Source organism: Streptomyces sp. NBC_00727 (assembly GCF_045161745.1).
GTDB lineage: Bacteria > Actinomycetota > Actinomycetes > Streptomycetales > Streptomycetaceae > Streptomyces.
The window spans coordinates 6,120,301-6,144,394 of record NZ_CP108981.1 but is presented as its reverse complement, the minus strand read 5'-3'; the positions used below and the strand labels follow the sequence as shown (position 1 = coordinate 6,144,394).

Below are 24,094 nucleotides of genomic sequence, written 5' to 3'. Positions count from 1 at the left end.
GCAGCAACCGTGACAGCACGCTGTCGGACACCCCTAGTGGACGAACTCCTCCGCAAGGGCCCGCCCCGTCCTCACGGCGGCCTCGTGGTCCTCGATCGGTGACACCCGGGAGTCCCTGAACAGGATGTACGTGACCCCGGAGGGCGCCCCGCCGCTGCTCGGGTCGGGGTTGATGCCCAGCGACTTCGCCGTGGCGTACGACGCCTCACCGACGATGCGCTCCGGGCCGACGTCCCCGACGACCGCGTACTCCACCTTCTCGCCGTGCACGACGGCGACGACACCGCCGCCCTTGATGCCGGACTCGGTGTAGTCCCAGACGCCGCTGGGCGCGGGCACGACCACGTACGGCAGTCTCTCCGCGTTCAGCGGTCTGCCGTCCGAGGTGTGGAAGGCGGTGTCTCCGTGGAAGGCGGGATCGGTGGCCGGGTTACAGGCGGCGGTGACCTGTCCGTCGCAGTCGATGTCCAGGTCGGCCTTCCAGAAGACGGCCCCGTTCGCCCCGCAGACCGGAACGGTCGGCAAAGTCGCCTCGTCCGTCCGGTACTTGCCGTTCGACACCTGCTCGCAGGCCGACACCTTGGCCAGCAGGTCTGCCGCCCCGACCTCGCCTCCCCGGCCGCGGGCCGGGGAGGACGGGGGTCTGGAGCGGTGGGCCCGGGCGGGCGCCTGATGGACCTTCGCCACCAGCGTGAGCGGTACGGCCGACAGGACGGGCCGTGGCGCCGGAGCGGGTGCGGCGGCGGGGTCGAGGTCCGCCGGCACCACGAGGGTGGCGGGGGCCGGAGTGCCTGCGGTGAGCAGTGCGGCACCGGAGGCCGTGACGAGGGCAAACGTTCGCATACGCACTGGGGGGCGCCCTTCTGGCGAGGAGATGTCCTTGCGCCCCCCCTGTCGGTCAGCGGCGGTCAGGGCCGCCCGCTGGGCCTCACCACCATCGCGGAGCCGCCGCCGCGCCGCTCCTTCTCGGCCGCGGCGAGCCACCGCCCGTCGGGCAGCCGCTGCACCCCGGTCGCCGCGCCGATCTCCGGGTTGAGCTTGAAGACGTGGCCCAGGGCCTCCAGCCTCGCCCGCAGCGGGCTGTTCCAGAGCGCCGGTTCCAGTTCGGTGGCCGGTGCGTTGCGCTGGCTGGCGCGGGGGGCCGCGATGGCGTCGACCAGCGGGAGTCCCCGGTCGACCTTGCCGATCAGCGACTGGAGGACGGTGGTGATGATGGTGGCGCCGCCCGGTGAGCCCAGGGCCAGCACCGGCCGGTCGTGGCGCAGCACGATGGTCGGCGAGATGGACGAGCGCGGGCGCTTGCCGGGGCCGGGCAGGTTCGGGTCGTGGACGGCCGGGTCGGCGGGTGCGAAGGAGAAGTCGGTCAGCTCGTTGTTGAGCAGGAAGCCGCGCCCCGGCACGGTGATCCCGCTGCCGCCGGTCTGCTCGATGGTCAGGGTGTACGCGACGACGTTGCCCCACTTGTCGGCGGTCGTCAGGTGGGTGGTGTTCTCGCCCTCGTACGTGGTCGGCGCGGCCTTCCCCGTGGAGCGGCAGGCACCCGGGTGGCGCGGGTCGCCCGGCGCGAGCGGGCTGGTCAGCACCGCGTCGTCCTTGATCAGGCACTCCCGCGCGTCCGCGAACCGCTGGCTGAGCAGGCCCTTGGTCGGCACGTCCTCGTACGCCGGGTCGCCGACCCAGCGCCCCCGGTCCGCGAAGGCGATGCGGCTGGCCTCGATGAAGCGGTGCAGATACCGCTCCTCGCTGAGGCGCGAGAGGTCCGTGGACTCCAGGATGTTGAGCGCCTCGCCCACCGTCGTACCGCCCGACGAGGACGGCGCCATGCCGTACACGTCGAGCCCCCGGTAGTTCACCTTCGTCGGCTCCTGCCGCAGCGCGCGGTATGAGCGGAGGTCCTTGGCGGTCAGGTCGCCGGGCCGGACGATCCGGTCGGACGCCGGGTCGACGGGAGGCTTGCGCACGGTCCGTACGACGTCGTCGGCGAGGTCGCCCCGGTAGATCTCGTCGATGCCCTTGCGGCCGACCTCCTCGTAGGTGCGCGCGAGGTCCGGGTTGCGCAGGACCGAGCCGACCTCCGGCAGCTTCCCGCCGGGCAGGAAGAGCTTGCGGGTGGCCGGGAAGTCACGGAACCGCGCCTCGTTGCCCGCCGTCTGCGAGCGGAACGTTTCGTCTACGACGAAGCCGTCCCGGGCGATGCGCTCGGCGGGCTTCAGGACCTGCCGGAGCGACTTGCTGCCCCAGGCGTTCAGGGCCGTGTCCCAGGTGGCGGGCGTGCCGGGGGTGCCGACGCCGAGCCCGCTGGTCACGGCGTCGGCGAAGGCGAGCGGCTTGCCGTTCTCCAGGAAGAGGGAGGAGTCGGCGCTGCGCGGGGCGGTCTCGCGGCCGTCGATGGTGCGGACGGTGCGGGTGCGGGCGTCGTAGTAGACGAAGTAGCCACCGCCGCCGAGCCCCGCCGAATACGGCTCGGTCACCCCGAGCGCTGCGGCCGTCGCCACGGCGGCGTCGACCGCGTTGCCGCCCTTGCGCAGCACCTCGATGCCGGCGGCCGTGGCGTCCGCGTCGACGCTGGAGACGGCTCCCCCGTATCCGACCGCGACGGGTGACTTGGGCGGTGGCGCCGGGGAGTGAGCGGGGTGGGCCGACGAGGCCGGGGCGGCGGCCCCGACCGACACGACGGCGGCGACGACCGCCGCCAACGACACATTTCGCCTGATGGAACGTCGCATGCGCAACCTCCGGTGAAGGATCGTCCGCGCAGGGTAACGCCGTCCGGGCCGCCTCGTCAGGACCGCCTCGAACTTGAGGCCGAATGCCCGCTAACATGCCCGCCCATGACTGACGACGTACGCAACATCGTGCTGGGCGTGATAGCCGCCGGCATCAGCGCCGCTCTCGGCTGGCTCGCGCGCACCTATCTGTGGCGGCGCAAGCTCCGCCGCAAGCAGGCGTTCTTCGGACTGCCGGGGAACTCGGAGTGCCTGCTCGTCGTCAACCGCGACGCGGGCGGCGACGGCTCGGTCCACCGCCACGACGTCTTCGCGCTGCTCGAGCTGTCCGCGCTGATCAAGGACTGCGAGGCGCACGCCCAGATCCTGTCCCACGACATCGCGCAGCAGGGCATCGGCGAGCGCACCGAGTTCTGTGTGGGCGGTCCGGTGTCGAACCGCCGGATGGCCGCGCACCTGCACTCACTGCTGCCCGGTGTCCGGATCAACACGGACCCGGAGCCCGGGCCCGACCGGGGCGCCTTCCAGATCGGGTCGGAGCGCTACCGGGCGGAGAAGGGCGTCAGCGAGTACGTCCTGCTGGCCCGGCTGACCACCGGTCAGGAGGCCAGACCCGTCTTCCTCTTCTGCGGTCAGCAGGCCATCACCAACCAGGCCGCCTCCCGCTACCTGGCCCGCAACCACGAACGCCTCGCCCGCAAGCACGGCAACAGCACCTTCTGCCTGCTGCTGAAGGTGGTCAACTCCCAGGCATACGGCCCCGATGTGGTCGAACTGGTCGCGGACGTCACCCGCGCGGCCCAGGCCCCGGTGCCCGCACCGCGTGCCTCGCACCGCGCGGGAAGCTGAGCCGCGCAGCCGGGACCGGCGCCGGCTACCGACCGAGGCCCTGAACGGGCTGCTCGCGTCCGCGCAGCCGCTGGAGCAGTCCGCCGAGCATCGGCATGGTCAGACCGGCGAAGAGAAAGAGGACGGCCAGCCCGCTCAGTGCGGGGCTCAGGGCCTCCTCGACGTCGAGGGACCATGGGCGGTCGAGTGCGTAGAAGATGATGTACGACCCCTTGGACATCGTGTAGCCGACGCCCAGGACGGCCGCGAGAGCACACAGGGTGAAGCCGGCGCCGGTCCAGGGGCGGGCGGTCCGGCACCGGCGGGCGGTGCGGCCGCACATGAAGGCGAGTTCGCCGCAGGTGACCAGGACGTAGGAGAGGTAGACGAGCAGATAGGCGGCCACGGACGGGTGGTCGGCGTACGCCGTGGTGAACTCGACGTCCTGGCCGTTCGTGGCGAGGAACAGCGGGACCATGACGGCCAGTTCGACGACCGCCGCGAAGACGCGCTGGTACATGGCGGTCCGCAGGTACTCCGGGCGGTAGGCCAGGTCCACCATCGTCATCTGCAGTGCCGCGCACCAGAGGATGGCGCACACGTGCGCCACCAGCTTCCCGGCGTTGTCCAGGCCGGTGACGTCCTCGGCCGCCCCGGCGACCGCGGGTACCGCGAAGAGGACTCCCAGGGTGCACACGCCGAACGCCACGGCGATTAACCAGGTGAACACGCGCGGGTGGCGAATGGCTCTCCGGGCGCAGAGCACCGTGACAATCACCCCTGCGACGGTACAGGCGCCGAATATCATGCCGTCCATCAGAGACCTTCCAGTGCATCGGCCGCGTACTGGGCGGCTTCGGTTTCGGTCCGTCGTCGCCGGGACCTCTTCGGCTTCTCGGCGCTCGGTCCGTCGTCCGGAACGGAGGAGAGGCCGAGGGCCGCGCGCCGGTGTTCCAGATGTGCGACCACCTTGCGGACCTCGCTCTCCGGCAGGTCGCTCAGCAGGGCGAGCACGCGGCGGGCGAGAGGGTCCTCGAAGGCTTCGAGTGCCGCGAGGTCGTCGTAGCCGGCGTGCGGCAGCAGGTAGGCCGGCGGCACGTCGCCGAGGGCTTGGCACAGGGCGAGGACGGTCTTGATCGTCGGGTTGTCCTGCTGGCCGCCGGCGAGTTTCGCGATGAGCGCGAACGACGTCGTCGCGGGCGGGTCGGGCAGGTCGTCGACGGCCTGCGACAGGGTGCGGGAGACGTATGCCCTGCCCCGTGCGTCCTTCCGGTGGGCCATGAGCGACTTCAGCTTGGACGCGAGGGAGTGCGGTCGCGGGTGCGGCCCTTCAGCGGCAGCGCCCGTCCGGGGCTCTCCCTCGTCACAGCTCGCACTCACGGGGTGATCTCTCTCGCCATCATCGATCTTGCTCTTGTGTACTTTAGTTGACACGTCGTCGGGCGCAAGGGCAGGATCGCGACATTGGCAGACCCTGGTGTCAACCTGTACGCGGACGCCGAGAGGAGCGTCATTTGAGCGAGCGCGGCTTACCCGCCCCGGTGATCGACACCGGACGGCCTCACTCCGCAAGGATCTACGACTACCTGCTCGGCGGCAAGGACAACTACCGGGTGGATCAGCAGGCCGGTGACGAGCTCGTCGCCGCCGCGGCCCAGGAGCGAGCCGGTGCCCGGGCCAACCGCGCCTTCCTGGAGCGGGCCGTCCGCCACGTCGTCGGCGCGGGCCTGCGGCAGGTCCTCGACATCGGCACCGGGCTGCCCCATTCCCCCAACGTGCACGAGATCGCCCGCGAGGCGGCGTCCGGCGTGCGCGTCGCGTACGTCGACAACGACCCGATCGTCACCGCGCACGCGGACGCCCTGCTGCGCGGCTCCGGCATGGTCGGCGTCGCCCTCGCCGACCTCCGCGACCCGCAGGGCGTCGTGGAGCACCCCCACGTCCGCGACGTCATCGACTTCGACCGGCCCGTCGCCCTGCTCCTGATCTCCGTGCTTCATTTCCTCACCGACGCACACGGGCCGCAACAGGTCGTCGCCACTCTGCGCGACGCGCTCCCGGCCGGCAGCTACCTGGTGCTGTCGCACGCCACCGACGACTTCGCCGACTGCAGCGCGGCACGAGCCGTGTACGACACCGCCGCGACGCCCCTGACCCCGCGCTCCCACAGCGAGATCGAGAAGCTCTTCGACGGCTTCGACCTCCTGACGCCCGGCCTCGTTCCCGTCCCGTCCTGGCGGCCGGACGCACCGTCCGCAGCGTGGCCGGCCACGATCGGCATCTACGGAGCGGTCGCCCGCAAAACCAACTGACGGGGCCGCGCCGGATGTCGGGCGGCGGGGCAGGGTCAGACGACGCAGTGGTCCGGGCCGATGACACCGTCGGTTCCGCTCACCGTCACCGTCTCGGTCCGGTCGGCGGTACGGGCCCGGGCGGCGGTGCAGATGAGCTGCTGGCGGGCCGCGTGGGAGAGTCTGGTGACCGGGATGTCCAGGTTGACCTTCACTCCCTGCGGGCTCAGCTCGACGCTCGCCTTCGGGCGGCCGCTGGGCAGCTCGGAGCGCAGACCGGCGTCGCGTTCAGACCTGGTGGGGCCTGCGAAGAGCAGGGCGAGGGTGCCGGGCGCGGCCTTGAGCCTGTTGGCTTCCCGGGCGGTAGCGATGTCCTGCTCGGCGGGCCGGATGACCGGCAGCAGCCGGGAGGCCGTGGACGAGGAGACGAAGTACAGCAGGGTGCCGAGCTGCCCGGCCGGGGCCACCTCCACCGTCGCCGGCTCCCCGGCCTGGACGACGTCGGTCGGGCGGATGCCGCACCCGGTGGCCAGCAGGAGTACGGACAGCAGCGCGTACCGGCCCCTCATCGCTCCCCCATCGGCAGCTCCACGGTGAACACCGCACCGCCCCCGGGGCGGTTCGCCGCGCGCACCGTACCACCGTGCAGCCGGACGTTTTCCAGGGCGATGGCGAGGCCGAGCCCGCTGCCCGCCGACCTGGTGCGGGCCGCGTCGGCCTTGTAGAACCGGTCGAAGATGTGCGGGAGCGCCGCCTCGTCGATGCCGCCCCCGCTGTCCTCGACCTCGACGACGAGCCGGTCGCCTCCCGACACCCGTACGGTGACGGGCTCGGCGCCGTGCCGCAGGGCGTTGCCGACCAGGTTGGCGACGACCACGTCGAAGCGGCGGGGGTCGATCACCGCCCGTACGGCGTCGGGGAGTTCGGTGGTGACCCGGTCCTCCCAGCGGCGGCCCTGGAGGGTCTTGCGTACGGTCTCGGCGACGTCCACCTCGTCCAGGTGGAGGTCCGCGGCGCGGGCGTCGAAGCGGGAGATCTCCATCAGGTCCTCGACGAGGGTGGCGAGCTTGCCGGTCTCCGCGCTGATCAGGCGGACGGCGGCGGCGGTGTCGGGGCGCAGGTCACCGGCGTCCTCGTCGAGGACCTCGGTCACGGCGAGCATGCCGGCGAGCGGGGTGCGCAGTTCGTGGGAGACGTCGGACGCGAACCGTCTGGCCCGCTCCCCGGCGCGGCGCAGTTCGTCGACGGACTCCTGGAGCTTGGTCGAGGACTCGTTGAACGTCCACGCGAGGTCGGCGAGTTCGTCGTTGCCGCGCACCGCGATCCGGGTGTGGAGCTCGCCCCTGCCGATGCCGGCGGCGGCCCTGCGCAGGTCGCGGACCGGGCGCAGGACGCTGCGGGAGGCGAGCAGCGCGGGCACGAGGGCGACGAGCAGGGCGGGCAGTGCGCCGTCGCGGGCCGCGGTGACCATGGCCTCGACGTTGGCCTCCTCGGTGGACAGCGGCATCACGGCGTAGAGGACGAGGCCGGTGGGCTGGCTGCCGTCGCCCCGGTCGAAACGGACGGGCATGCCGACGGTGAGCCATGGCCGGCCGTCCTTGACGACCCGCTGGAACGAGCCGTGGGTGTTGCCGCGGGCGGCGGCGCGCAGCCCGGGAGTGATCACGGTGGAGGTCGGCCGGTCGGAGGAGGAGGCCCGAAGGCTCCCGTACTCGGCGAAGACGGTCCAGGCGTGCGACGTGCCCTGCCGGGCCAGCGTGAGGCATATGTCCCGCAGCCAGACCCGGTCGAGCGGGATGGTGATGCCCTGTGCCGCGACCCGGTCCCGGAACTGGGACACCGCGGTGTCCTGGGCCTGCTGGAGGATGGCCGAGCGGGCCTCGCGGCAGATGAGGGTGGCGGTGGTGGCGGCGCTGACGGCGGCGACGAAGAGGAAGGCGGCGATCAGCCGGGTGCGCAGGCCCAGCCGGGCGGACAGCAGTTTCACGTAAGCGGTCCGAAGCGGTAGCCGAAGCCTCGGACCGTTTGTATGTAGCGGGGGGTGCCGGGGACGTCCTCGATCTTCTGGCGGAGCCTGCGCACGCAGGCGTCGACCAGCCGGGCGTCCCCGTGGTAGCTGTGCTCCCACACGTACTCCAGGAGCTGCTGGCGGCTGAAGACCTGTTCGGGCGAGGCCGAGAGGTGGAGCAGGAGCTTCAGTTCGGAGGGGGCGAGGAGCAGCCGCTCGCCGGCCTTGGCGACGGCGAGGCCCGTGCGGTCGACGGTCAGTTCGCCGTGCGACTCGGTGCCGCCGCGCCCGGCGGGGACGGCGAGTCGGCGCAGCACGGCCCGGATGCGGGCCTCGATGACCTCGGTACGGGCGGGCTTGACGATGTAGTCGTCGGCGCCGGCCTCCAGGCCCACGACGACGTCGAAGTCGTCGCCGCGCGCGGTCAGCATGATCACGGGCAGCTGGCTGGTCTCCCGGATGAGGCGGCAGACCTGGACGCCGTTCATGCCGGGCAGCATCAGGTCCAGGAGGACCAGGTCGGGCCGGAACTCCCCCAGCGCGGCGAGCCCCGCCTCGCCCGTGCCGACGGCCCGCAGGTCGTGGCCGCGCCGGCGCAGGCCCAGCTCGACCCCTTCCCGTACGGAGGGGTCGTCTTCGATGAGCAGCACGCGAGGCATGGCGTCAGTATCCCAGCGATCAAGGAATGGATTCGAACGGGCGGGCGAGCGCGGGCGGGTTCAGCCGCGCCGCAGCCGTCCCCGTACTGCGTTCAGCGCGCCGGTCACCTCGGTGAGCCGCAGCGGGCGGGCCAGCACCGCCACGACCAGCGCCAGGACGGCCGTCCCGGTGGCCAGCGCGGCGAAGTCCCCGAGGCCCGAGCCCTCCGTGTCGACGGCGCGGGCCGCCCCGTACGCCAGCAGCCCGGCCGGTACGCACGCGACGACCAGTCGCACATGCGCCCACACCCCGGGCGAGCGGACGAGCGAGGGGCGCGCCGCACCGGGCGGGGAGACCCGGCGGTGCAGCACGTACGCGGTGACGGCGAAGCCCGTGAGCAGGGCCACGGAGTACGCGCCCGCCATGCCGGTCACCGCCCAGCGCGCGGGCAGCGTCAGATAGGCGGCGATGGAGAGTCCGGCGTTGAGGGCCGCGATGACCAGGTTCAGCAGGAACGGGGTGCGGGTGTCGCTCATCGCGTAGAAGCCCCGGGAGAGCACGTACTGCCCGGAGAAGGCGATGAGTCCGGGGGCGAAGGCGGCCATCATGCCCGCCATCACCGTGATGTCCGCCGGATCGGTGCGACCGTAGCCGAAGACCGAGCCCATCACCCAGGGCGCGAGCACGAGCAGGAGCGCGGCGGCCGGGACCACCACGGCGGCGGAGGTGCGCAGTGCGTACGAGAGGTCGCGCCGCACCCCGGCGAGGTCGCCGTCGGCCGCCGCCCGGCTCATGCGCGGCATCAGCGCGGTGACGAGGCTGACGGTCACGATGCCCTGCGGGACGACCCACAGCTGGTAGGCGTAGCTGTACGCGGTGTACCCGGCGCCGCCCGCGAGGTGCTGGTCCACGGCGTGCTGGCCGCTCGCGGTGGAGAGCCGGGTGATCACCCAGTACGCGGCCTGGTTGGTGAGGACGAGCATGACGAGCCAGCCGGCGGCGCGCAGCGGGCGGGTCAGTCCGCTGCCGCGCCAGTCGAAGCGGGGCCGCCAGCGGAACCTCGCGGCGCGCAGCGAGGGCACCAGTGCGAGGGACTGCACGGCGATGCCCGCCGTGGTGCCCCAGCCCAGCCACTGCGCCTGCGCGGCGGTGAGGGAGCCGTCGGAACTCGCCGCCGTCCACAGGTACAGCCCGAACACCGCGATGATCACGAGGTTGTTGAGGACCGGCGTCCACATCATCGCGCCGAACCGGTCGCGGGCGTTGAGCACTTGGCCCAGGAGCGTGAACAGGCCGTAGAAGAGGATCTGCGGCAGGCAGTACCGGGCCAGGGCGATGGTGAGTTCGGCCTGGTCGCCGTCGTAGGCGGGGGCGTACACATGGATGATCAGCGGTGCGCCGACGACGGCGAGCGCGGTGAGGGCGAGCAGCCCCCCGGTGCACAGGGTGAGCAGTCGGTCGGTGTAGGCGGCGCCGCCGTCGCTGTGTTCCTTGGCGGCGCGGACGAGTTCGGGGACGAAGACCGCGTTGAGGGCGCCGCCGATGAGCAGCATGTAGAGGATGTTGGGCACGGTGTTGGCGACCGAGTAGCCGTCGGCCCGCAGTCCGGTGCCGAGCGCGGCGACGACGACCGCCGAGCGTATGAACCCGGTCGCCCGCGACACGACGGACCCGGCGGCCATCACCGCGCCGCTGCGCAGCACCGACCCGGAGCCGCGTGCGCCGGGCTCCTCGGGCGCGACCGCCTCGGGGGCGGTCCCGGCGGCCGTCACCGGCGTGCCAGGTACGCCTGGAACGCCCGGTACAGCGTGTTGTTGGCGGCTCCGCCCACCGATGTCTCCCACTCTCCGAGGGTCTCCACGACCTGCCCGCCGGTGCCGAGCTTCCAGCGCAGCAGCCCGAAGGGGCGGTCGTCGGGATCGAGGGTGGAGGATACCCCGCGCATGTCGTAGACCTCGGCGCCCGCGTCCCGGGCGTCGCACATCATCTGCCACTGGAGGGCGTTGCTGGGGCGGACCTCGCGGCGGTGGTCGGCGGAGGCCCCCGTCTGGTACCAGACCCGCCGGCCGGTGCTGATCATGGTGTGAGCGGCCAGGATCTCGCCGTCGTGCACGGCGAGGCAGAGCTTCATCCTGCCGGGCGCCTCGGCGTTCAGGGCGGCGTACTGGCGCTGGTAGTAGGCCAGCGAGCGGCCGAGCCGGAAGCCGTCGCGCTCCTCGGTGATCCTCAGCAGCCGGTGGAACTCGGGCAGTTCGGCCGCGCTGCCGGTCACGATCCGCACCCCGGCCTTCCGCGCCCGGCGCACGTTGCGTCGCCACTCCTGGTTGAGCCCGGACCACAGGTCATCGGTGGTGCGTTCGGCGAGCGGCATCCGGAAGACGTACCGGGGCTGCGCGTCGGCGTCGCCGCCGTCCCCGCCGCAGCGCCGCCAGCCGCGTGCCCGCAGCCGGTCGGCCACGGCGGCGCCGAGCGGGTCGACCTCGGTCGCCAGGACGTCACCGACAGTGCGGCCGGGGCCGGTGGCGGCCTTGAGCCGGGCGTTGTCCCAACGGCGGTAGGCGGGGGAAGGGCCTATGCGTACGGCGAACGCCCCGGCGGCGCGCAGGTGCGCGAGCAGCGGGCGCAGCCAGCGGTCCATGCCGGGGTCGGCCCAGTCGGCGACCGGGCCCTCCGGAAGATAGGCGAAGTATTTCCGGGTGCCCGGGAATTGCCGGTAGAGGACGAGAGCGCAGCCGCTCAGTTCGCCGCTGTCGTCGTGCCAGCCGAGCCTTTCCGACGACCAGCCCTCCTTGACCGCCGCCCAGGACGGGTACTGCAGGAATCCGGCGTCCGCGCGGGTGGCGAGGTGCGCGCGGTGCTCGTCGGCTGTGAGGCCGTGGATCCGTAGATCCCGTTCACGGCTGCGGTCTCCGGTCGCGAGCAGCGCTGACATGTCGGTGGCCCTCCCTCGTGGGCCCCGCGGTCCGGTCTGCGGGGCTGCACAGGATGCTCACAGCGGTCCGTGACGGCTCCGCGCGCCGAATGTGACCGGACGATGACCGTTGCGCTGCGCTTCCCGTCACACAAGGAATTCCCGCATTTCCGCGGATTCACGGAACTTAGGCTCCGGTGCGTTCCTCTTCTTCGACGACCGGGCCAGCCCCTGGAGGTTTCCGTTGATTCCCGCATTCCTGATTCCGGCGCGCCCGCCGCGCCCCGCCCGCCTCGCGCTGATCGCCGGCACCACCGTGCTCGGCGTCACCCTGACGGCCTGTTCCGGCGGTGCGGCCGCTTCGGACCGGGACGCCGGCAGGGGCGGCGACGCCGGTCGCTCGAAGGCGGCGCGGGCGAGCATCTCGGTGAACCTGCGCGGCACCTCGGCGGCCGCGGGCGAGCCGGTGACGGTGACGCTGGCGGCCGGGAAGCTGCGTGAGGTCACCGTGTCGGCCGGCGAGGGCGAGGCGCTCAGCGGCCGGATATCCGCCGACGGCCGGACCTGGACGTCCGACCGGGTGGCGGCGCCCGGCACCGCGTACCGCGTGAAGGCGCGCGACGCCTCGGGCGGCAGCGACACGGCCTCGTTCACGACGAGGGCGGCGGACAAGGTCAACAAGCTGACGCTGGTGCCCGGCAAGAACACCACGGTCGGCGTCGCACAGCCGCTGTCCATCGTGTTCGACAACCCGGTCAAGGACAAGGCGGCCGTCGAGAAGGCGCTCAAGGTGTCCACATCGAACGACACCGAGGGCTCCTGGGGCTGGCTGCGCGACTACTCGGGCCGCGACCGCGTCGACTGGCGCCCCAAGGAGTACTGGAGGTCCGGTACGCGCATCACTCTCGACGCCGGACTGAACGGCGTCGACTCGGGGCCGGGGGGCGGCTTCTTCGTACGGGACTACGCGACGACGTTCACGGTGGGCGCGAGCCAGGTGGTGAAGGTGGACCTGGACCGGCACCGGCTGGCGCTCGAGCGGGACGGGCGCACGGTCATGGACGTGCCGGTGTCGGGCGGTACCCCGGGCGGCGACAAGCGGTCGTGGCGCGGGACGGCCGTGCTGATGGCGAAGGAGGGCACGATCAACATGCGCTCCGAGACGGTGGGCCTGGGCCACACGTACGACAAGATGGTCGACTACTCGATGCGGCTGACCTGGTCGGGCATGTACGCCCACGCCGCTCCGTGGAACGCGGCGTACTTCGGGCGGGCCAACCACAGTTCGGGGTGCGTCGGGATGAGCGACTCGAACGCGGCGGCCCTCTACCGGCAGGCCCGCGTCGGTGACCCGTTCGAGATCACCGGCGCGGAGACCAAGGGCACGGTCGCCGAGGGGAACGGCTACGGGGCGTGGAACGTCTCCTGGGCCGACTGGCAGAACAGGAGCGCGCTTCGCTGACGGTCCGCCGGCGCGCAGCTGACCTTCTTCCCGCCAGGGCGAGAAGTGATCACCGGCTGCTGCCGGTCGGACCCCGCTCCCGTCTTTCTACCGCCCTCCCCGCATCAGCGTGCTGGGCTGTGCTGGTCCGACGCCCACCGCCTCCGTCTTCGGATTGCGTCGTTGCCGCCTCGCCACCCAGGTGGCGAACCAGGAGAGCAGCATGCACATCCCGATGTAGATCGGTGAGATCACCATCACCACGGGGATGAAAGGCAGATCGTAGTCCAGGTTGGAGGCGATGAGCTTGCCCGCGTGCAGGAATTCCTCGTAGGTGATCAGGTAGCCCAGCGAGGTGTCCTTCAGCGCCACCACCAGCTGGCTGATGATGGTGGGCAGCATCGCGCGGACCGCCTGCGGTGCCAGGACGAAGGTGGTGACCTGCGTCTTGCGCATGCCCAGCGCGTACGCCGCCTCGCGCTGGCCACGCTCCACGGAGTTGATGCCGGTACGGAACACCTCGGCGAGCACCGAGCCGTTGTAGAGGGTGAGTCCGGCGACCAGTGCGGGCAGCGGCTGCACCTTCAGCGCCACGAAGACGAAGAAGATCATCACCAGGACGGGCATGGCGCGGAAGAACTCGACGAGGATCGTCGCCACCCAGCGCACCGGCCGGTGGTCGGAGAGCCGCCCCACCGCGAGGACGGCGCCGAGGGCCAGCGAGAGGACCGCGGCGTACGCGAACGCCTTGAGGGTGTTGCCGAGGCCGCGCAGCAGGAGTTCCTGGATGCCCTTGTACTCGAAGGGCGTCCACTTGGCGGCGGTGAACTGGTCGGTGTCGAACAGGAGATAGATGACCCAGCCGGCCAGGGCGAGGATGAGGAGGGTCGAGGCGATCCCGTAGAGACGGTGCCGTTTACGGGTGTGCGGCCCCGGGAGGTCGTAGAGGACGGTCGCGGTGGGTGCGGAGTGGGCGGTCATCGGGCGACTCCCCAGCGCTTTTCCATCACGTGGAAGAGCGCGCTGATGGCGAGGGTGATGATCAGGTACCCCACGGCGATCCAGACGAAGGTCCAGATGATGCTGTAGCCCAGCTCGTTCAGCGTCTTGTAGGTGCCGAGGAGTTCGGTGACGCTGAACGCCCCGGCGATCGCCGAGTTCTTGGCGAGCGCGATGAGCGTCGAGCCGACCGGCGGGATCACCGAGCGGAACGCCTGTGGCAGGACGATGCTGCCGAGGCTCTGCCCGAAGGTCATCCCGAGGCTGCGGGCCGCCTCGCCCTGCCCGGTGGGCACGGTGTTGATGCCGGAGCGCAGCACCTCGCAGATGAACGCGGAGGTGTAGCAGCCCAGCGCGATGACCGCGAAGACGTTGAACGGCAGCACCAGGCCGAAGCGTGGCAGACCGAGGAGCACGGCGAAGAAGAGCAGGGTGAGCGGGGTGTTGCGCAGGACCGTCACCCAGACGGTGCCGAGCACCCGGAGCGAGCCGACGGGCGCCACCCGGAAGGAGGCCATGACGAAACCGAGCACGAGCGCCAGGACCGAGGCGTAGACGGTGAGTTCGAGGGTGCCGAGGAAGCCCTTGCCGTAGAGCGAGAAGTTGTCGGTGAGTACGTCCATGGGGGTGGGCCGTCCTCTCAGTTCGCCGGGTAGCGGTCGATGGGCGGCGGCTCGGGCGCGGGGGTGCCGGACAGGCCGAGCGTCGCTTCGAACGCCTTCTTCCAGTTGCCGTTCTTCTCGTTGGCCTCCAGCGCGTCGTTCAGTGCGAAGCGCAGCGCGTTGTCGCTGCGCGGTACCCCGATGCCGTACGGCTCCTCGGAGAACGGCTTGCCGACGACCTTCATCTCGTCGGGCGCTTTGGCGGCGAAGCCCAGCAGGATCGCGTCGTCGGTGGTGACGACGTCGACCTGGAACGTCAGCAGGTTGTCGACGCAGATCGAGTACGTGTCGTAGGAGACCAGCTTCGCCTTCGGGTAGTCGGCGGCGATCCGCTGGTACGGGGTCGAGCCCGCGGCGGAGCAGACCGTCTTGCCGGCCAGGTCCTGGGGGCCCTGGATGTCGCTCTCGTCGGTGCGCACCAGGAGCCCCTGGCCGGCCATGTAGTACGGCCCGGCGAAGCCCACGAGCTTCTTGCGCATGTCGTTGATGGTGTAGGTGCCGACGTAGTAGTCGATCTGTCCGTTCTGCAGGGCGGTCTCGCGGTTGGCGGAGGCGATCGTCTTGAAGCGGACCGTCTTCGGGTCGAAGCCCAGCGAGGCCGACATCATCCGGGCGATCTCGATGTCGAACCCGGAGTAGACGCCGGTCGCCGGGTCCTTCTCGCCCAGGTAGGGCTGGTCCTCCTTGGCGCCGACCCGGAGGTAGCCGCGCTTCTTCGCGTTCCGCCAGGTCCGCGAGTCCGGCAGCCGGAAATCCTTGTCGACCTGGTAGACGGGAAGTTGGTCGGCCTTCGGGCCCTTGACCGGCGGGCTGCCGTCCTTGCCGCAGGCGGCGGCGAGTACGGCGAGCAGGAGGGCGGCGCAGGCGGTCAGTGTTTTCCTCGTACGCAACTCAGGGCCTCCCGTCAGTGCTTGAGGATCTTGGACAGGAAGTCCTTGGCCCGGTCGCTCTCCGGGGAGGTGAAGAAGTCCTCCGGGGTGCGGTCCTCGACGACACAGCCGTCGGCCATGAACACCACGCGGTTGGCGGCGGAGCGGGCGAAGCCCATCTCGTGGGTGACGACGACCATCGTCATGCCCTCGCGGGCGAGTTGCCGCATGACCTCCAGCACCTCGTTGATCATCTCCGGGTCGAGTGCCGAGGTCGGCTCGTCGAACAGGAGTGCCTTCGGGTCCATCGCCAGGGCGCGGGCGATCGCCACGCGCTGCTGCTGGCCGCCGGAGAGCTGGGCGGGGAACTTGTCGGCTTGCGCGCCGAGCCCGACCCGGTCCAGCAGTTCGCGGGAGCGCTTGTCCGCCTCGTCCTTCTTCCGCTTGCGGACCTTGATCTGGGCCAGGGACACGTTGGCGAGCACGCTCTTGTGCGCGAAGAGGTTGAACGACTGGAAGACCATGCCGACTTCGGCCCTCAGCTGGGCCAGGCCGCGGCCCTCCTCGGGCAGCGGTCTGCCGTCGATGGCGATGTGGCCCGACTCGATCGTCTCCAGCCGGTTGATCGTCCGGCAGAGCGTCGACTTCCCGGAGCCGGACGGGCCGATGACCACCACCACCTCCCCGCGGCCGACGGTGAGATTGATGTCCTGCAGTACGTGCAACTTCCCGTAGTACTTGTTGACGTCTCGCAGCTCGATCAACGGATCGACGGCCATACGCTGCCCTACCCACTTGTCGCTCGGTCGAGGTCAGCGCAAACTAACCAGCCAGGCAAGGGACTTCTCGACCGACACGCACCAATGGGGCATAAGGCGTTTTATCTCTTCGCGTGTTCACCGCTTGTACACCTCACCCCTCGGCGGACTCCGCGTACACCTGGGAGAGCTCGGGGCTGCCGGACATCGCCCAGTCGAGCCCGGCCCCGACCACGTCGATCTCGCGGCCCGAGGCGAGGCGGACGACCGGCTGGCCGCTCGGCCAGATGTGCCAGTGCGCCCCGGCGACGTTGCGTACCAGGACCGTGCCCAGGTAGAGCCCCGCGTCGTTGCCCAGCCAGGGCAGCTCCTCCGGGTCGTCCCGCCAACGCGGCGGGAGCTGGTCGAGGGCCGCCAACGAGGCGGGGCTGTCGTCCAGTTCGATCCCGCGCTCCCCCACCCGGACCCGGAGCAGGTCGCACTCGGCGAGCAGGGCCGCCATGCCCTCCGGATCGGCGTCGGCGACGCCCGCGAGGCCCGCCTCCCGCGCCCCGTCGTGACGTTTACGCCAGTTGTCCAAGAACGGGATCTTCATCCGCTCAGAATCGCATCCCGGCGCGCCCGCGCACCACAGGGCGCGCGGCCTGTCGTTCGAGCGCCGAACACCGCACGGTCACCGTGCGTTCACTCTCGGGGACGGCCGCGCCGGGACCCTGCGGCCCGCTCAGAGATCGAGGTCGACGACCACCGGCGCGTGGTCCGAGGCGCCCTTGCCCTTGCGCTCCTCGCGGTCCACGTAGCTGTCCTTCACCGCGGCGGTGAAGGGGGCGTTGCCGTAGACGAGGTCGATCCGCATGCCCTTGTTCTTCGGGAAGCGCAGCTCGCGGTAGTCCCAGAAGGTGTACGGGCGGTCGTACTTCAGAGGGCGGGGCATCACGTCGGACAGGCCCTCCGCGCGCAGGGCGGCCAGGGCCTCCCGCTCGGCGGGCGTGACATGCGTGGCCCCCTCGAACAGGGCCGGGTCCCAGACGTCCTCGTCGGTCGGGGCCACGTTGAAGTCGCCCAGCACGGCGAACGGGGCCGCGCCCGCGGCGTCGGCGGCCGCCGCCTTGCGCAGCGCCTCCAGCCAGCGCAGCTTGTACGCGTAGTGCTCGTGGGCGACCTCGCGGCCGTTGGGCACGTACACCGACCAGAGCCGCACCGGGCCGCAGGTCGCGCTGATCGCGCGGGGCTCCTGCGCGGTCTCGTAGACCGGACCGTCGGGCAGCCCCATCACGACGTCGGACAGGCCGGCGCGGGAGATCAGCGCGACCCCGTTCCACCGGCCGTTGGCGTTGACCGCGGACTCGTAACCGGCCTCGCGGAGCGCGTCGGCGGGGAACTGCTCGGCGGTGCACTTGGTCTCCTGGAGGCACAGCACGTCCGTGCCGCTGCTCTCCAGCCAGGCCAGCAGCCTCGGCAGGCGGGCGGTGATCGAGTTGACGTTCCAGGTGGCGATGCGCATGTACGTAAACCTAACGCCTGCCACTGACAGCCGCCGGGGCGGCGGCCGTCACAGGGCCGTCGAGTCGCCCGGCGCCATCCTGCCGTGGTCGGAACCGCCGAGCTCACCGATCTGCCGGTCGTAGATCGGCCGGGCCAGGTCGGTGAGCAGCGCGTCGTGGATGTCGATCGCTCGGCGCGGCTTCACCTCGCGGACGTAGTCGATGACCTCGGAGATCTTGTTCCACGGCGCCATCACGGGCAGCAGCAGCGTGTCGACCGCGCGGCCGGGCACGGTGAGGGCGTCACCGGGGTGGAAGACCTGGCCGTCGACGAGGAAGCCGATGTTGGTGACGCGCGGGATGTCCGGGTGGATCACCGCGTGCAGCTCGCCGTGCACCTCGACGTCGAACCCGGCGGCCGAGAAGGTGTCGCCGTTCCCGACGGTGTGCACGCGCCCCGGGAAGGCCGCGCTCAGCCGCTCCGCGACGCTGCGCAGGGTCCAGATCTCGGCGGCCGGGTCGGCCTCCAGACCGGCCCGCAGCCGCCCTTCGTCGAAGTGGTCGGGGTGCTCGTGCGTCACGAGGATCGCCTCGGCGCCGATCGCGGCGTCCCGCTCCGAGAACCCGCCCGGGTCGATGACGAGCGTGCGCCCGTCCTTCTCCAGGCGGATGCAGGAGTGCGACTGCTTGGTCAGGGTCGGCGCGACCGGCTCCGGGTTCGCGGCGTTCTCGGCGTGGCTGCTCATACGTCCATCCTGCTACGCGGGCGGCGTCGTTTCCGCCTGAATCACCGACTGCGCGATCGTGAAGGCGGCGCTCGCGGCCGGAATCCCGCAGTACACGGCCGTCTGCATCAGTACCTCCCTGATCTCGGCCGGGGTGAGGCCGTTGCGCAGGGCCGCCCTGGTGTGCGCGGCCAGGCTCTCCATGCGCCCGGAGGCGACCAGCGCGGTGAGCGTGACGGTGCTGCGGGTGCGCCGGTCCAGCCCCTCCCGCCCCCACACCTCGCCCCAGGCGTACCGGGTGACCAGCTCCTGGAAGTCCGCGGTGAAGTCGTCGCCGGCGGCCAGCACCCCGTCGACCTGGGCGTCGCCCAGCACCTCGCGCCGCAGCCGCATCCCCGGCCCGTACGGGTCGGCGCGCCCGCCTGCCACGGCCTCGGGAGGAGCCTCGGCGGCGCCGATCTCCGCTACGGGCTGTACGGGGGCGGTGAGCCGGGGCACGGACTCGGGCATCGGGATGGCCGCCTGGGTGTCCTGCCAGGCGGTGGAGAAGTGGGTGAGCAGGAGATCGGTGACCGCGCCGGGCTGCTCGACGGGCGCCAGGTGCGAGGCGCCGGGCACCAGCGCGAGCCGGGCGTCCGGTATCCCCGCGACCAGGGTGCGCGCGTCGCCGGGCCCGGTCACCCGGTCCTCGGCCCCGACCAGGACCAGCGTGGGGACCGGGATGCGGCCCAGCTCCGTACGGACGTCGAACGCGGCCAGGGCCTCGCAGGCGGCGATGTAGCACCCGGGGTCGGTGGTCCGCACCATCTGGACGGCCCACTCGACGATGGCGGGCTGCGCGGCGGCGAAGGCGGGCGTGAACCAGCGCTCGGGCGCGGTGCGCGCCATGGGTTCCAGGCCGTTGGTCCGGACGATGACCCCGCGCTGCCGGAACTCGTCCGCGCTGCCGAACCGGGACGAGGACGCCACCAGGGCGAGCGCGGCGACCCGGTGCGGGTGCCGCAGCGCGAGGTCCGCCCCGATCGCGCCGCCGATCGAGCACCCCGCGTACCCGAACCGCTGGACCCCGACCCCGTCGAGCGTCGCCAGCAGCCGGTCCCCCAGCTCCGCCACGGCGGTCGCGGGCCGGGCGGGAGCGCCGCCGTGGCCGGGGAGGTCGTAGCGGAAGACTCTCCAGTGTCGGGTGAGCTCGGGTATCTGCCGGTCCCACATGTGCCAGGTGGTACCCAGTGAGGGGCCGATGACCAGGACCGGGGCGTCTTCTGGCCCGTCAAAGCGGTATTGCAGGGGTTCAACGTTCTTTTCACTCACCCACTCACGCTCCCACATCTCACATTCACTCCGAGAGCGGGGGCGGGACACTCGCCAGCTCTCCCCACGTTGCCGCGGCCGGCCGTAGATCCTCCACATCCGGCTTCACATACCAGCGCTTGGTCGTCCGGACGTCGGCGGGCCCGGCCCACCGGGCAAGAAGATGATCCGGCACCCTTTGTTCGCCAGGTACGTGAAAAAACAGCTCGCACGGGCGTCGTACAAACGCACCCGGCGCAGCGAATTCTCGGCCGTGACCGTGAGCTGATTCCAACCTGTCGGTCGTGTCCGTCAGTTGGGCGGCTTTGCGACGCGATGAAGCTCCTGGTAGGAGGTGTCACGACCAAGATCCACCGTGCCCCACCAGGAGCTTCGCGTGCTTGTCTACCCGTCGTCGATTGATCTGTCCAGCCGCACCCTGCGCTATCTGACCGATCGTCTGCATGCCCGGCGGCGGGAGATCGGGACGCGCTGGCGGCGTCTGCCCGCCGGCCGACAGGCCCTGCTCGCCTTGGCCCACCTGCGGTGCGGCGACACCTATGCCCAGCTCGCCGCCGGGTTCCGCATCGGCATCGCAAGCGTCTACCGCTACATACGCGAGGTCATCGACGTCCTGGCCGCCCTCGCCCCCACCCTGACCGAGGCGATGAAGACCATCCGGACCAGGGCGTTCGTGATCCTGGACGGTACCCTCCTGCCGATCGACCGGATCGCCGCCGACACCCCGTACTACTCCGGGAAACACAAGCGCCACGGCATGAACGTCCAAGTCATCACCGATCCCTTCGGGCGACTGCTGTGGGCGTCACCCGCCCTGCCCGGGTCCGTCCACGACCTGACCGCCGCACGGAATCATCGACGCGCTCGCCGCGGCCGAGCTGAAGTGCTGGGCGGACAAGGCATACCAGGGAGCCGGCCACCCCGTCCGCGTCCCGTTCCGAGGCCGTCGGCTCAAGCGGTGAAAGCGCCGACACAACAGCACGCACGCCAAGATCCGCTGCCTCGGCGAGCAGGCCATGGCCACTCTGAAGGGATGGCGCCTTCTGCGGAAGCTCCGCTGCAGCACCAACCGCATCACCGCGGTCGTCCAGGCCGTTCTTGTCCTTCACCACGCGTCAGCGTGAGGTTGGAAACAGCTCAAGGTCCCGAAGCCTGACATTCCCGAAATGCAAACACCCAAGCCTGGAAAGAGATGAGGCACCGCATGACCGATGAAGAGGACCGTATGCGAGCCGCGGACATCGTCGCAGCGAAATGGAAGGCCATCCTCGAATCCGACCAAGATCTGATCGACCCGGCCATGCCCCGGGCCGCCCACGCCCATCCCCGCCTACGGGAACTGTCCCCGATGGTCAGCCACGGCGCCCTGTACCTCCACCGGTGCATTCGCTCCCCCTGGACCCGCGATGTGGGCGCCCTGTTCCGCCGTGCCGGTGGTGGATTCATGGTGATCCGCAATTCCGACCACACCGTGCTCGGCGAGCCCGAGACTCTGGAGGAGGCCATTGAGCTGATCGTCGCCAACCTCCCGGAGGGGACCGGCCCCGCCATCGACGGAACAGCCGACGACCTCTGAGCCCGGCGGCGTCGCGGAGAGCGAGGGGCCACGGCCCGGCCCTTCCGCCGGTGGGGCGTTCGCAGGTGCGTGCGAACATGGGGCCTCGTCTGTTGCGTTCCGGGGAGGCTCCGCCGTCGTGTGCGTGCGGCACTTCACACAATTTCCGTGCCGTGTGCTCCGCATCGTCGTAGCACACGGGTCGTCACCACGTCCTTGCTCACGGGTCCTCGAAAGCGGCGAGCCAGAGTACAGCAGTGCCCGCTCGTGACCCTGCGCGCCCTCACAACCCGCCACGCAGAACCCCCGCCGGAGCAGGCCGGCGGGGGTTCTGCGTGCCACGCCCAAATCACATCGGCGTCACAGACCAGGCGGACTCCGCTGACTGGAAGGCGTCTGACCTGGGCTTATAGGACTGTCCTGGACCAGCTGAACGCCCTAAGACGGTTTCGCCCACGTGTGCCAGGTGGTGCCGAGTGAGGGGCCGATGACCAGGACCGGGGCGTCTTCTGGCCCGTCAAAGCGGTATTGCAGGGTGTTCGACGGTGTATCACTCACGCCCCGCAGCCCCTCACGTCTCACAAAATGTCACGCAGCCGGGGGAAGGCGGCTGGCCCAGGCCAAGGACCTCCATAGCCACGGCCTTGAGCGGGGCTCGTCAGGAACTGGTGAGGGGGCTCTCGTCGGGCAGGGGCAACAGGATGCGGAAGGTCGTGCCCTGGCCGGGGGCGGTGTCGACCTCGACGTGTCCGTGGTGTGCGCCGACCAGGGAGTGGACGATGGACAGGCCCAGACCGGCGCCGCCCGTCGGGGTGCGGCCGCGGGCAGTGTCGGCGCGGTAGAAGCGGTCGAAGATGTGGGTGGCCTGCTCGGGTGTCATCCCGGGGCCCTGGTCGCTCAGTTCGAGGACGGCCTGGCCGTCCAGCGTGCCTACGCCGATGCGCACCGGGGTGCCGGGCGGGGTGTGGGCGATGGCGTTGCCGACGAGGTTGGAGGTCACCTGGCGCAGGCGCGCTTCGTCACCGAGTACGGGGGCGCGGCCGGGCGGACCGCCACCCGGGCCGGTCAGGGTGACGGGACGCTCGGGTGCCATGGCCCGCAGGTCGTGCAGGGCGTCGGCGGCCAGGGTGCGCAGGTCCATCGGGGTGAGCTGCAGGGGCAGGCGGGCCTCGGCCGTGGCCTCGTCGTCGAGCCGGGCCAGCAGCAGGAGGTCTTCGACGATACGGACGAGGCGGGCTGCCTCGCGTTCGATGCGGTTCATGGCGGAGTCGACGTCGGTGCGCTGGGGCATGCCACCCATCCGGTACAGCTCGGTAAAGCCCTTGATGCCGAACAGGGGGGTGCGCAGTTCGTGGCTGGCGTCGGCGATGAAGGTACGCATGCGCTCGTTGGTGGCGGAGCGGGCCGCATCGCCGGCTTCGATCCGGTCGAGCATGCCGTTGAGTGCAGCCGACAGACGTCCCAGTTCGGTGTTGGTGGTGGCCGGCTGCGGAATGCGGCTGGACAGTTCCCCGCCTGCGATGGCCGCGGCCGTTGTCTCGATGCGCCGAAGCGGTCGCAGTCCGGCCCGTACGGCGTACCAGGCGATGACGCCCAAGAGGGCGAGGACCAGGGAGTCGATCACCAGCATCCACACGCCCAGGTGCCGGATCGTCGCATGGACCGGTGCCAACGATCCGGCCGCCACCACGCTGCCGGGAGCGGCTTGTCCCGCGCCCTCCGCCGGTACGGCGATCACTCGCCAGTCATCTCCCCGGCCGCTGTCCGGTACCTGGAAGGGACGTTTGTCTCGGGCTTCGACCGACGCCCTGTCGAGAAGCGGAAGCCGTGGGACGCTGTCGGGGGCCGGAGGCAGGGTTTGCCGAATGCGGCCCTTGGCATCGAGGTAGGCGACATACGCGTCGCCCGTCAACTCGCCCTCTACCGTGCCGCGTAGCTGTGGTGGGTTGTCCGCCGGTGCCTGGGCCAGGTCCGGCAGCCGCGCGGCGGTCGTGGCAGCCGTGCGTAGCCGGTAGTCCAGCTGGTGCACCAGCTGCCGCTCCAGCAGTGTGACGAGCAAGGCGTTGCTGGCCAGCAGGGCGGTGACGACGAGCAGCAAGGTGATGGCCACGACCCGTCCGCGCAGCGACATGCGGCTGATCGGCCCGCCCGCGGGGGCGGCACTCATGTGCGGGTCCTGCGCAGGACGTAGCCGGTGCCGCGCACGGTGTGGATCAGCTTCGGCTCGCCTGTGTCGATCTTGCGGCGCAGGTAGCTGATGTAGGAGGCGACGATGGAGTCGTCCCCGTCGAAGTCGTAGTGCCAGACCTGGTCCAGGAGCTGGTCCCTGGACAGGACCTGCCCGGCGTTTTGCATCAGTACGCGCAGCAGGCTGAACTCGGTCGGCGACAGCTGTACTGGCTGACCTGCGCGGGTCACCTGGTGGCTGTCGGGGTCCAGTTCCAGGTCGTCCACGACCAGCAGCCCGTCGCTCTGGCGGCCGTTGGTGCGGCGCAGGACGGCCTGGATGCGCAAGATGAGCTCTTCCAGGTTGAAGGGCTTGGTGACGTAGTCGTCCCCGCCGGCCCGCAGTCCGCTGATCCGGTCCTCGGCTGCGTCCCGTGCGGTCAGGAACAGGATCGGCGGATGCCCGGTCCCCTGGCCGACGGGGTGCTCGCGCAGGCGGCGGGCGACCTCGAAGCCGTTGAAGTCGGGCAGCATGACGTCCAGGACGATCAGGTCGGGGCGCTGTTCGCGGACCGCTTCCAATGCCCGGGCGCCTGTCTCGGCCGTGATCACCTGGAAGCCGGTCAGCTGCAAGCTGGCGGACAGCAGCTCGCGCAGCGTGGGTTCGTCCTCCACCACCAGCAGTCGCTGTGTCGTCGTCACGGTGTCCATCCCCGGCCGG

The 24,094-nt window shown here is 71.0% G+C and carries 23 protein-coding genes and 2 pseudogenes; 5 read left to right on the top strand and 20 right to left on the bottom strand.

What is annotated here, in order from left to right; translation table 11 throughout:
- Positions 1 to 33: 33 nt before the first annotated feature.
- Positions 34 to 843, bottom strand: a complete 810-nt coding sequence (locus OG242_RS27780) for a glycoside hydrolase family 75 protein (protein WP_405900749.1) — start codon at positions 841 to 843, stop codon at positions 34 to 36.
- 65 nt (positions 844 to 908) lie between these two features.
- On the bottom strand, positions 909 to 2,726 hold the full coding sequence (gene ggt / locus OG242_RS27775) for a gamma-glutamyltransferase (protein WP_405900748.1): 1,818 nt from the start codon (positions 2,724 to 2,726) through the stop codon (positions 909 to 911).
- 105 nt (positions 2,727 to 2,831) lie between these two features.
- Between ggt and OG242_RS27770 the strand changes: the two genes are divergently transcribed.
- A complete protein-coding gene (locus tag OG242_RS27770) occupies positions 2,832 to 3,575 on the top strand; it encodes a hypothetical protein (protein WP_405900747.1) in 744 nt (247 codons plus the stop codon).
- A gap of 25 nt (positions 3,576 to 3,600) precedes the next feature.
- On the opposite strand, the gene OG242_RS27765 is transcribed toward OG242_RS27770, so the two are convergent.
- Positions 3,601 to 4,332 carry a hypothetical protein gene (locus OG242_RS27765; protein ID WP_405900746.1) on the bottom strand — a complete coding sequence of 244 codons (732 nt, stop codon included), beginning with the start codon at positions 4,330 to 4,332 and terminating at the stop codon, positions 3,601 to 3,603.
- A gap of 38 nt (positions 4,333 to 4,370) precedes the next feature.
- Positions 4,371 to 4,835, bottom strand: a complete 465-nt coding sequence (locus OG242_RS27760; protein WP_405900745.1) for a hypothetical protein — start codon at positions 4,833 to 4,835, stop codon at positions 4,371 to 4,373.
- A 233-nt stretch (positions 4,836 to 5,068) separates the two neighbouring features.
- On the opposite strand from OG242_RS27760, the gene OG242_RS27755 reads away from it, so the two are divergent.
- Positions 5,069 to 5,866 (top strand): SAM-dependent methyltransferase, encoded by a 798-nt coding sequence (locus OG242_RS27755; protein ID WP_405900744.1) that lies wholly within the window; start codon positions 5,069 to 5,071, stop codon positions 5,864 to 5,866.
- Positions 5,867 to 5,901: 35 nt separating this feature from the next.
- Here the strand turns inward: OG242_RS27755 and OG242_RS27750 are convergent, their stop codons facing one another.
- The 5 genes from OG242_RS27750 to OG242_RS27730 are packed head-to-tail and all read right to left on the bottom strand — an operon-like array spanning position 5,902 to position 11,424.
- Entirely contained in the window at positions 5,902 to 6,414 is a 513-nt protein-coding gene (locus tag OG242_RS27750; RefSeq protein WP_405900743.1) for a hypothetical protein, read from the bottom strand.
- The gene (locus tag OG242_RS27745; protein ID WP_405900742.1) at positions 6,411 to 7,832 is read right to left on the bottom strand and encodes an ATP-binding protein; all 1,422 of its coding nucleotides are present in this window, start codon (positions 7,830 to 7,832) and stop codon (positions 6,411 to 6,413) included. The genes OG242_RS27750 and OG242_RS27745 overlap by 4 nt, the downstream gene beginning before the upstream one ends.
- Entirely contained in the window at positions 7,829 to 8,512 is a 684-nt protein-coding gene (locus tag OG242_RS27740) for a response regulator (protein ID WP_405900741.1), read from the bottom strand. Before OG242_RS27740 ends, OG242_RS27745 begins: the two co-directional genes overlap by 4 nt.
- A gap of 60 nt (positions 8,513 to 8,572) precedes the next feature.
- Complete coding sequence (gene murJ, locus OG242_RS27735; RefSeq protein WP_405900740.1) at positions 8,573 to 10,264, bottom strand: murein biosynthesis integral membrane protein MurJ; 1,692 nt, start codon at positions 10,262 to 10,264, stop codon at positions 8,573 to 8,575.
- Entirely contained in the window at positions 10,261 to 11,424 is a 1,164-nt protein-coding gene (locus OG242_RS27730; RefSeq protein ID WP_405900739.1) for a lipid II:glycine glycyltransferase FemX, read from the bottom strand. The genes murJ and OG242_RS27730 overlap by 4 nt, the downstream gene beginning before the upstream one ends.
- A gap of 223 nt (positions 11,425 to 11,647) precedes the next feature.
- Between OG242_RS27730 and OG242_RS27725 the strand changes: the two genes are divergently transcribed.
- Positions 11,648 to 12,865 carry an Ig-like domain-containing protein gene (locus OG242_RS27725; RefSeq protein WP_405900738.1) on the top strand — a complete coding sequence of 406 codons (1,218 nt, stop codon included), beginning with the start codon at positions 11,648 to 11,650 and terminating at the stop codon, positions 12,863 to 12,865.
- A gap of 87 nt (positions 12,866 to 12,952) precedes the next feature.
- Here OG242_RS27725 and OG242_RS27720 read toward each other — a convergent pair whose 3' ends face one another.
- From OG242_RS27720 to OG242_RS27685, 8 genes are all read right to left on the bottom strand, one after another.
- Positions 12,953 to 13,825 carry an amino acid ABC transporter permease gene (locus tag OG242_RS27720; protein ID WP_405900737.1) on the bottom strand — a complete coding sequence of 291 codons (873 nt, stop codon included), beginning with the start codon at positions 13,823 to 13,825 and terminating at the stop codon, positions 12,953 to 12,955.
- Complete coding sequence (locus OG242_RS27715) at positions 13,822 to 14,466, bottom strand: amino acid ABC transporter permease (protein WP_405900736.1); 645 nt, start codon at positions 14,464 to 14,466, stop codon at positions 13,822 to 13,824. The genes OG242_RS27720 and OG242_RS27715 overlap by 4 nt, the downstream gene beginning before the upstream one ends.
- 17 nt (positions 14,467 to 14,483) lie before the next feature.
- Positions 14,484 to 15,395, bottom strand: coding sequence for a glutamate ABC transporter substrate-binding protein (locus tag OG242_RS27710; RefSeq protein WP_405900735.1), 912 nt, complete (start codon positions 15,393 to 15,395; stop codon positions 14,484 to 14,486).
- Between the two features lie 14 nt (positions 15,396 to 15,409).
- A complete protein-coding gene (locus OG242_RS27705; protein WP_405900734.1) occupies positions 15,410 to 16,153 on the bottom strand; it encodes an amino acid ABC transporter ATP-binding protein in 744 nt (247 codons plus the stop codon).
- Between the two features lie 133 nt (positions 16,154 to 16,286).
- A complete protein-coding gene (locus OG242_RS27700) occupies positions 16,287 to 16,727 on the bottom strand; it encodes a DUF6278 family protein (RefSeq protein ID WP_405900733.1) in 441 nt (146 codons plus the stop codon).
- A gap of 129 nt (positions 16,728 to 16,856) precedes the next feature.
- Positions 16,857 to 17,636 (bottom strand): exodeoxyribonuclease III, encoded by a 780-nt coding sequence (locus tag OG242_RS27695; protein WP_405900732.1) that lies wholly within the window; start codon positions 17,634 to 17,636, stop codon positions 16,857 to 16,859.
- Between the two features lie 48 nt (positions 17,637 to 17,684).
- Positions 17,685 to 18,362, bottom strand: a complete 678-nt coding sequence (locus OG242_RS27690) for an MBL fold metallo-hydrolase (RefSeq protein ID WP_405900731.1) — start codon at positions 18,360 to 18,362, stop codon at positions 17,685 to 17,687.
- 12 nt (positions 18,363 to 18,374) lie between these two features.
- Positions 18,375 to 19,670: an alpha/beta fold hydrolase gene (locus tag OG242_RS27685; RefSeq protein WP_405900730.1), complete on the bottom strand. Its 1,296-nt coding sequence runs from the start codon at positions 19,668 to 19,670 to the stop codon at positions 18,375 to 18,377.
- A 358-nt stretch (positions 19,671 to 20,028) separates the two neighbouring features.
- Between OG242_RS27685 and OG242_RS27680 the strand changes: the two are divergent.
- A pseudogene (locus tag OG242_RS27680) lies at positions 20,029 to 20,776 on the top strand (transposase family protein).
- Positions 20,777 to 20,856: 80 nt separating this feature from the next.
- Positions 20,857 to 21,228, top strand: coding sequence for a DUF6193 family natural product biosynthesis protein (locus OG242_RS27675; protein ID WP_405900729.1), 372 nt, complete (start codon positions 20,857 to 20,859; stop codon positions 21,226 to 21,228).
- Between the two features lie 432 nt (positions 21,229 to 21,660).
- On the opposite strand, the pseudogene OG242_RS27670 reads toward OG242_RS27675, so the two are convergent.
- The 3 genes and pseudogenes from OG242_RS27670 to OG242_RS27660 all read right to left on the bottom strand — a co-directional run.
- A pseudogene (locus tag OG242_RS27670) lies at positions 21,661 to 21,765 on the bottom strand (3-oxoadipate enol-lactone hydrolase); the annotation flags it as partial.
- A gap of 100 nt (positions 21,766 to 21,865) precedes the next feature.
- Positions 21,866 to 23,374: an ATP-binding protein gene (locus OG242_RS27665; protein WP_405900728.1), complete on the bottom strand. Its 1,509-nt coding sequence runs from the start codon at positions 23,372 to 23,374 to the stop codon at positions 21,866 to 21,868.
- Positions 23,371 to 24,075, bottom strand: a complete 705-nt coding sequence (locus tag OG242_RS27660; protein ID WP_405900727.1) for a response regulator transcription factor — start codon at positions 24,073 to 24,075, stop codon at positions 23,371 to 23,373. Before OG242_RS27660 ends, OG242_RS27665 begins: the two co-directional genes overlap by 4 nt.
- Between the last annotated feature and the right edge of the window lie 19 nt (positions 24,076 to 24,094).

What these genes read in the sequence shown, in the direction of transcription:
- OG242_RS27780 (WP_405900749.1), bottom strand. Translation starts at nt 843, where the DNA reads ATGCGAACGTTTGCCCTCGTCACGGCCTCCGGTGCCGCACTGCTCACC.
- ggt (WP_405900748.1), bottom strand. Translation starts at nt 2,726, where the DNA reads ATGCGACGTTCCATCAGGCGAAATGTGTCGTTGGCGGCGGTCGTCGCC.
- OG242_RS27770 (WP_405900747.1), top strand. Translation starts at nt 2,832, where the DNA reads ATGACTGACGACGTACGCAACATCGTGCTGGGCGTGATAGCCGCCGGC.
- OG242_RS27760 (WP_405900745.1), bottom strand. Translation starts at nt 4,835, where the DNA reads ATGGCCCACCGGAAGGACGCACGGGGCAGGGCATACGTCTCCCGCACC.
- OG242_RS27750 (WP_405900743.1), bottom strand. Translation starts at nt 6,414, where the DNA reads ATGAGGGGCCGGTACGCGCTGCTGTCCGTACTCCTGCTGGCCACCGGG.
- OG242_RS27740 (WP_405900741.1), bottom strand. Translation starts at nt 8,512, where the DNA reads ATGCCTCGCGTGCTGCTCATCGAAGACGACCCCTCCGTACGGGAAGGG.
- OG242_RS27730 (WP_405900739.1), bottom strand. Translation starts at nt 11,424, where the DNA reads ATGTCAGCGCTGCTCGCGACCGGAGACCGCAGCCGTGAACGGGATCTA.
- OG242_RS27720 (WP_405900737.1), bottom strand. Translation starts at nt 13,825, where the DNA reads ATGACCGCCCACTCCGCACCCACCGCGACCGTCCTCTACGACCTCCCG.
- OG242_RS27715 (WP_405900736.1), bottom strand. Translation starts at nt 14,466, where the DNA reads ATGGACGTACTCACCGACAACTTCTCGCTCTACGGCAAGGGCTTCCTC.
- OG242_RS27705 (WP_405900734.1), bottom strand. Translation starts at nt 16,153, where the DNA reads ATGGCCGTCGATCCGTTGATCGAGCTGCGAGACGTCAACAAGTACTAC.
- OG242_RS27700 (WP_405900733.1), bottom strand. Translation starts at nt 16,727, where the DNA reads ATGAAGATCCCGTTCTTGGACAACTGGCGTAAACGTCACGACGGGGCG.
- OG242_RS27695 (WP_405900732.1), bottom strand. Translation starts at nt 17,636, where the DNA reads ATGCGCATCGCCACCTGGAACGTCAACTCGATCACCGCCCGCCTGCCG.
- OG242_RS27690 (WP_405900731.1), bottom strand. Translation starts at nt 18,362, where the DNA reads ATGAGCAGCCACGCCGAGAACGCCGCGAACCCGGAGCCGGTCGCGCCG.
- OG242_RS27685 (WP_405900730.1), bottom strand. Translation starts at nt 19,670, where the DNA reads ATGTGGGAGCGTGAGTGGGTGAGTGAAAAGAACGTTGAACCCCTGCAA.
- OG242_RS27675 (WP_405900729.1), top strand. Translation starts at nt 20,857, where the DNA reads ATGACCGATGAAGAGGACCGTATGCGAGCCGCGGACATCGTCGCAGCG.
- OG242_RS27665 (WP_405900728.1), bottom strand. Translation starts at nt 23,374, where the DNA reads ATGAGTGCCGCCCCCGCGGGCGGGCCGATCAGCCGCATGTCGCTGCGC.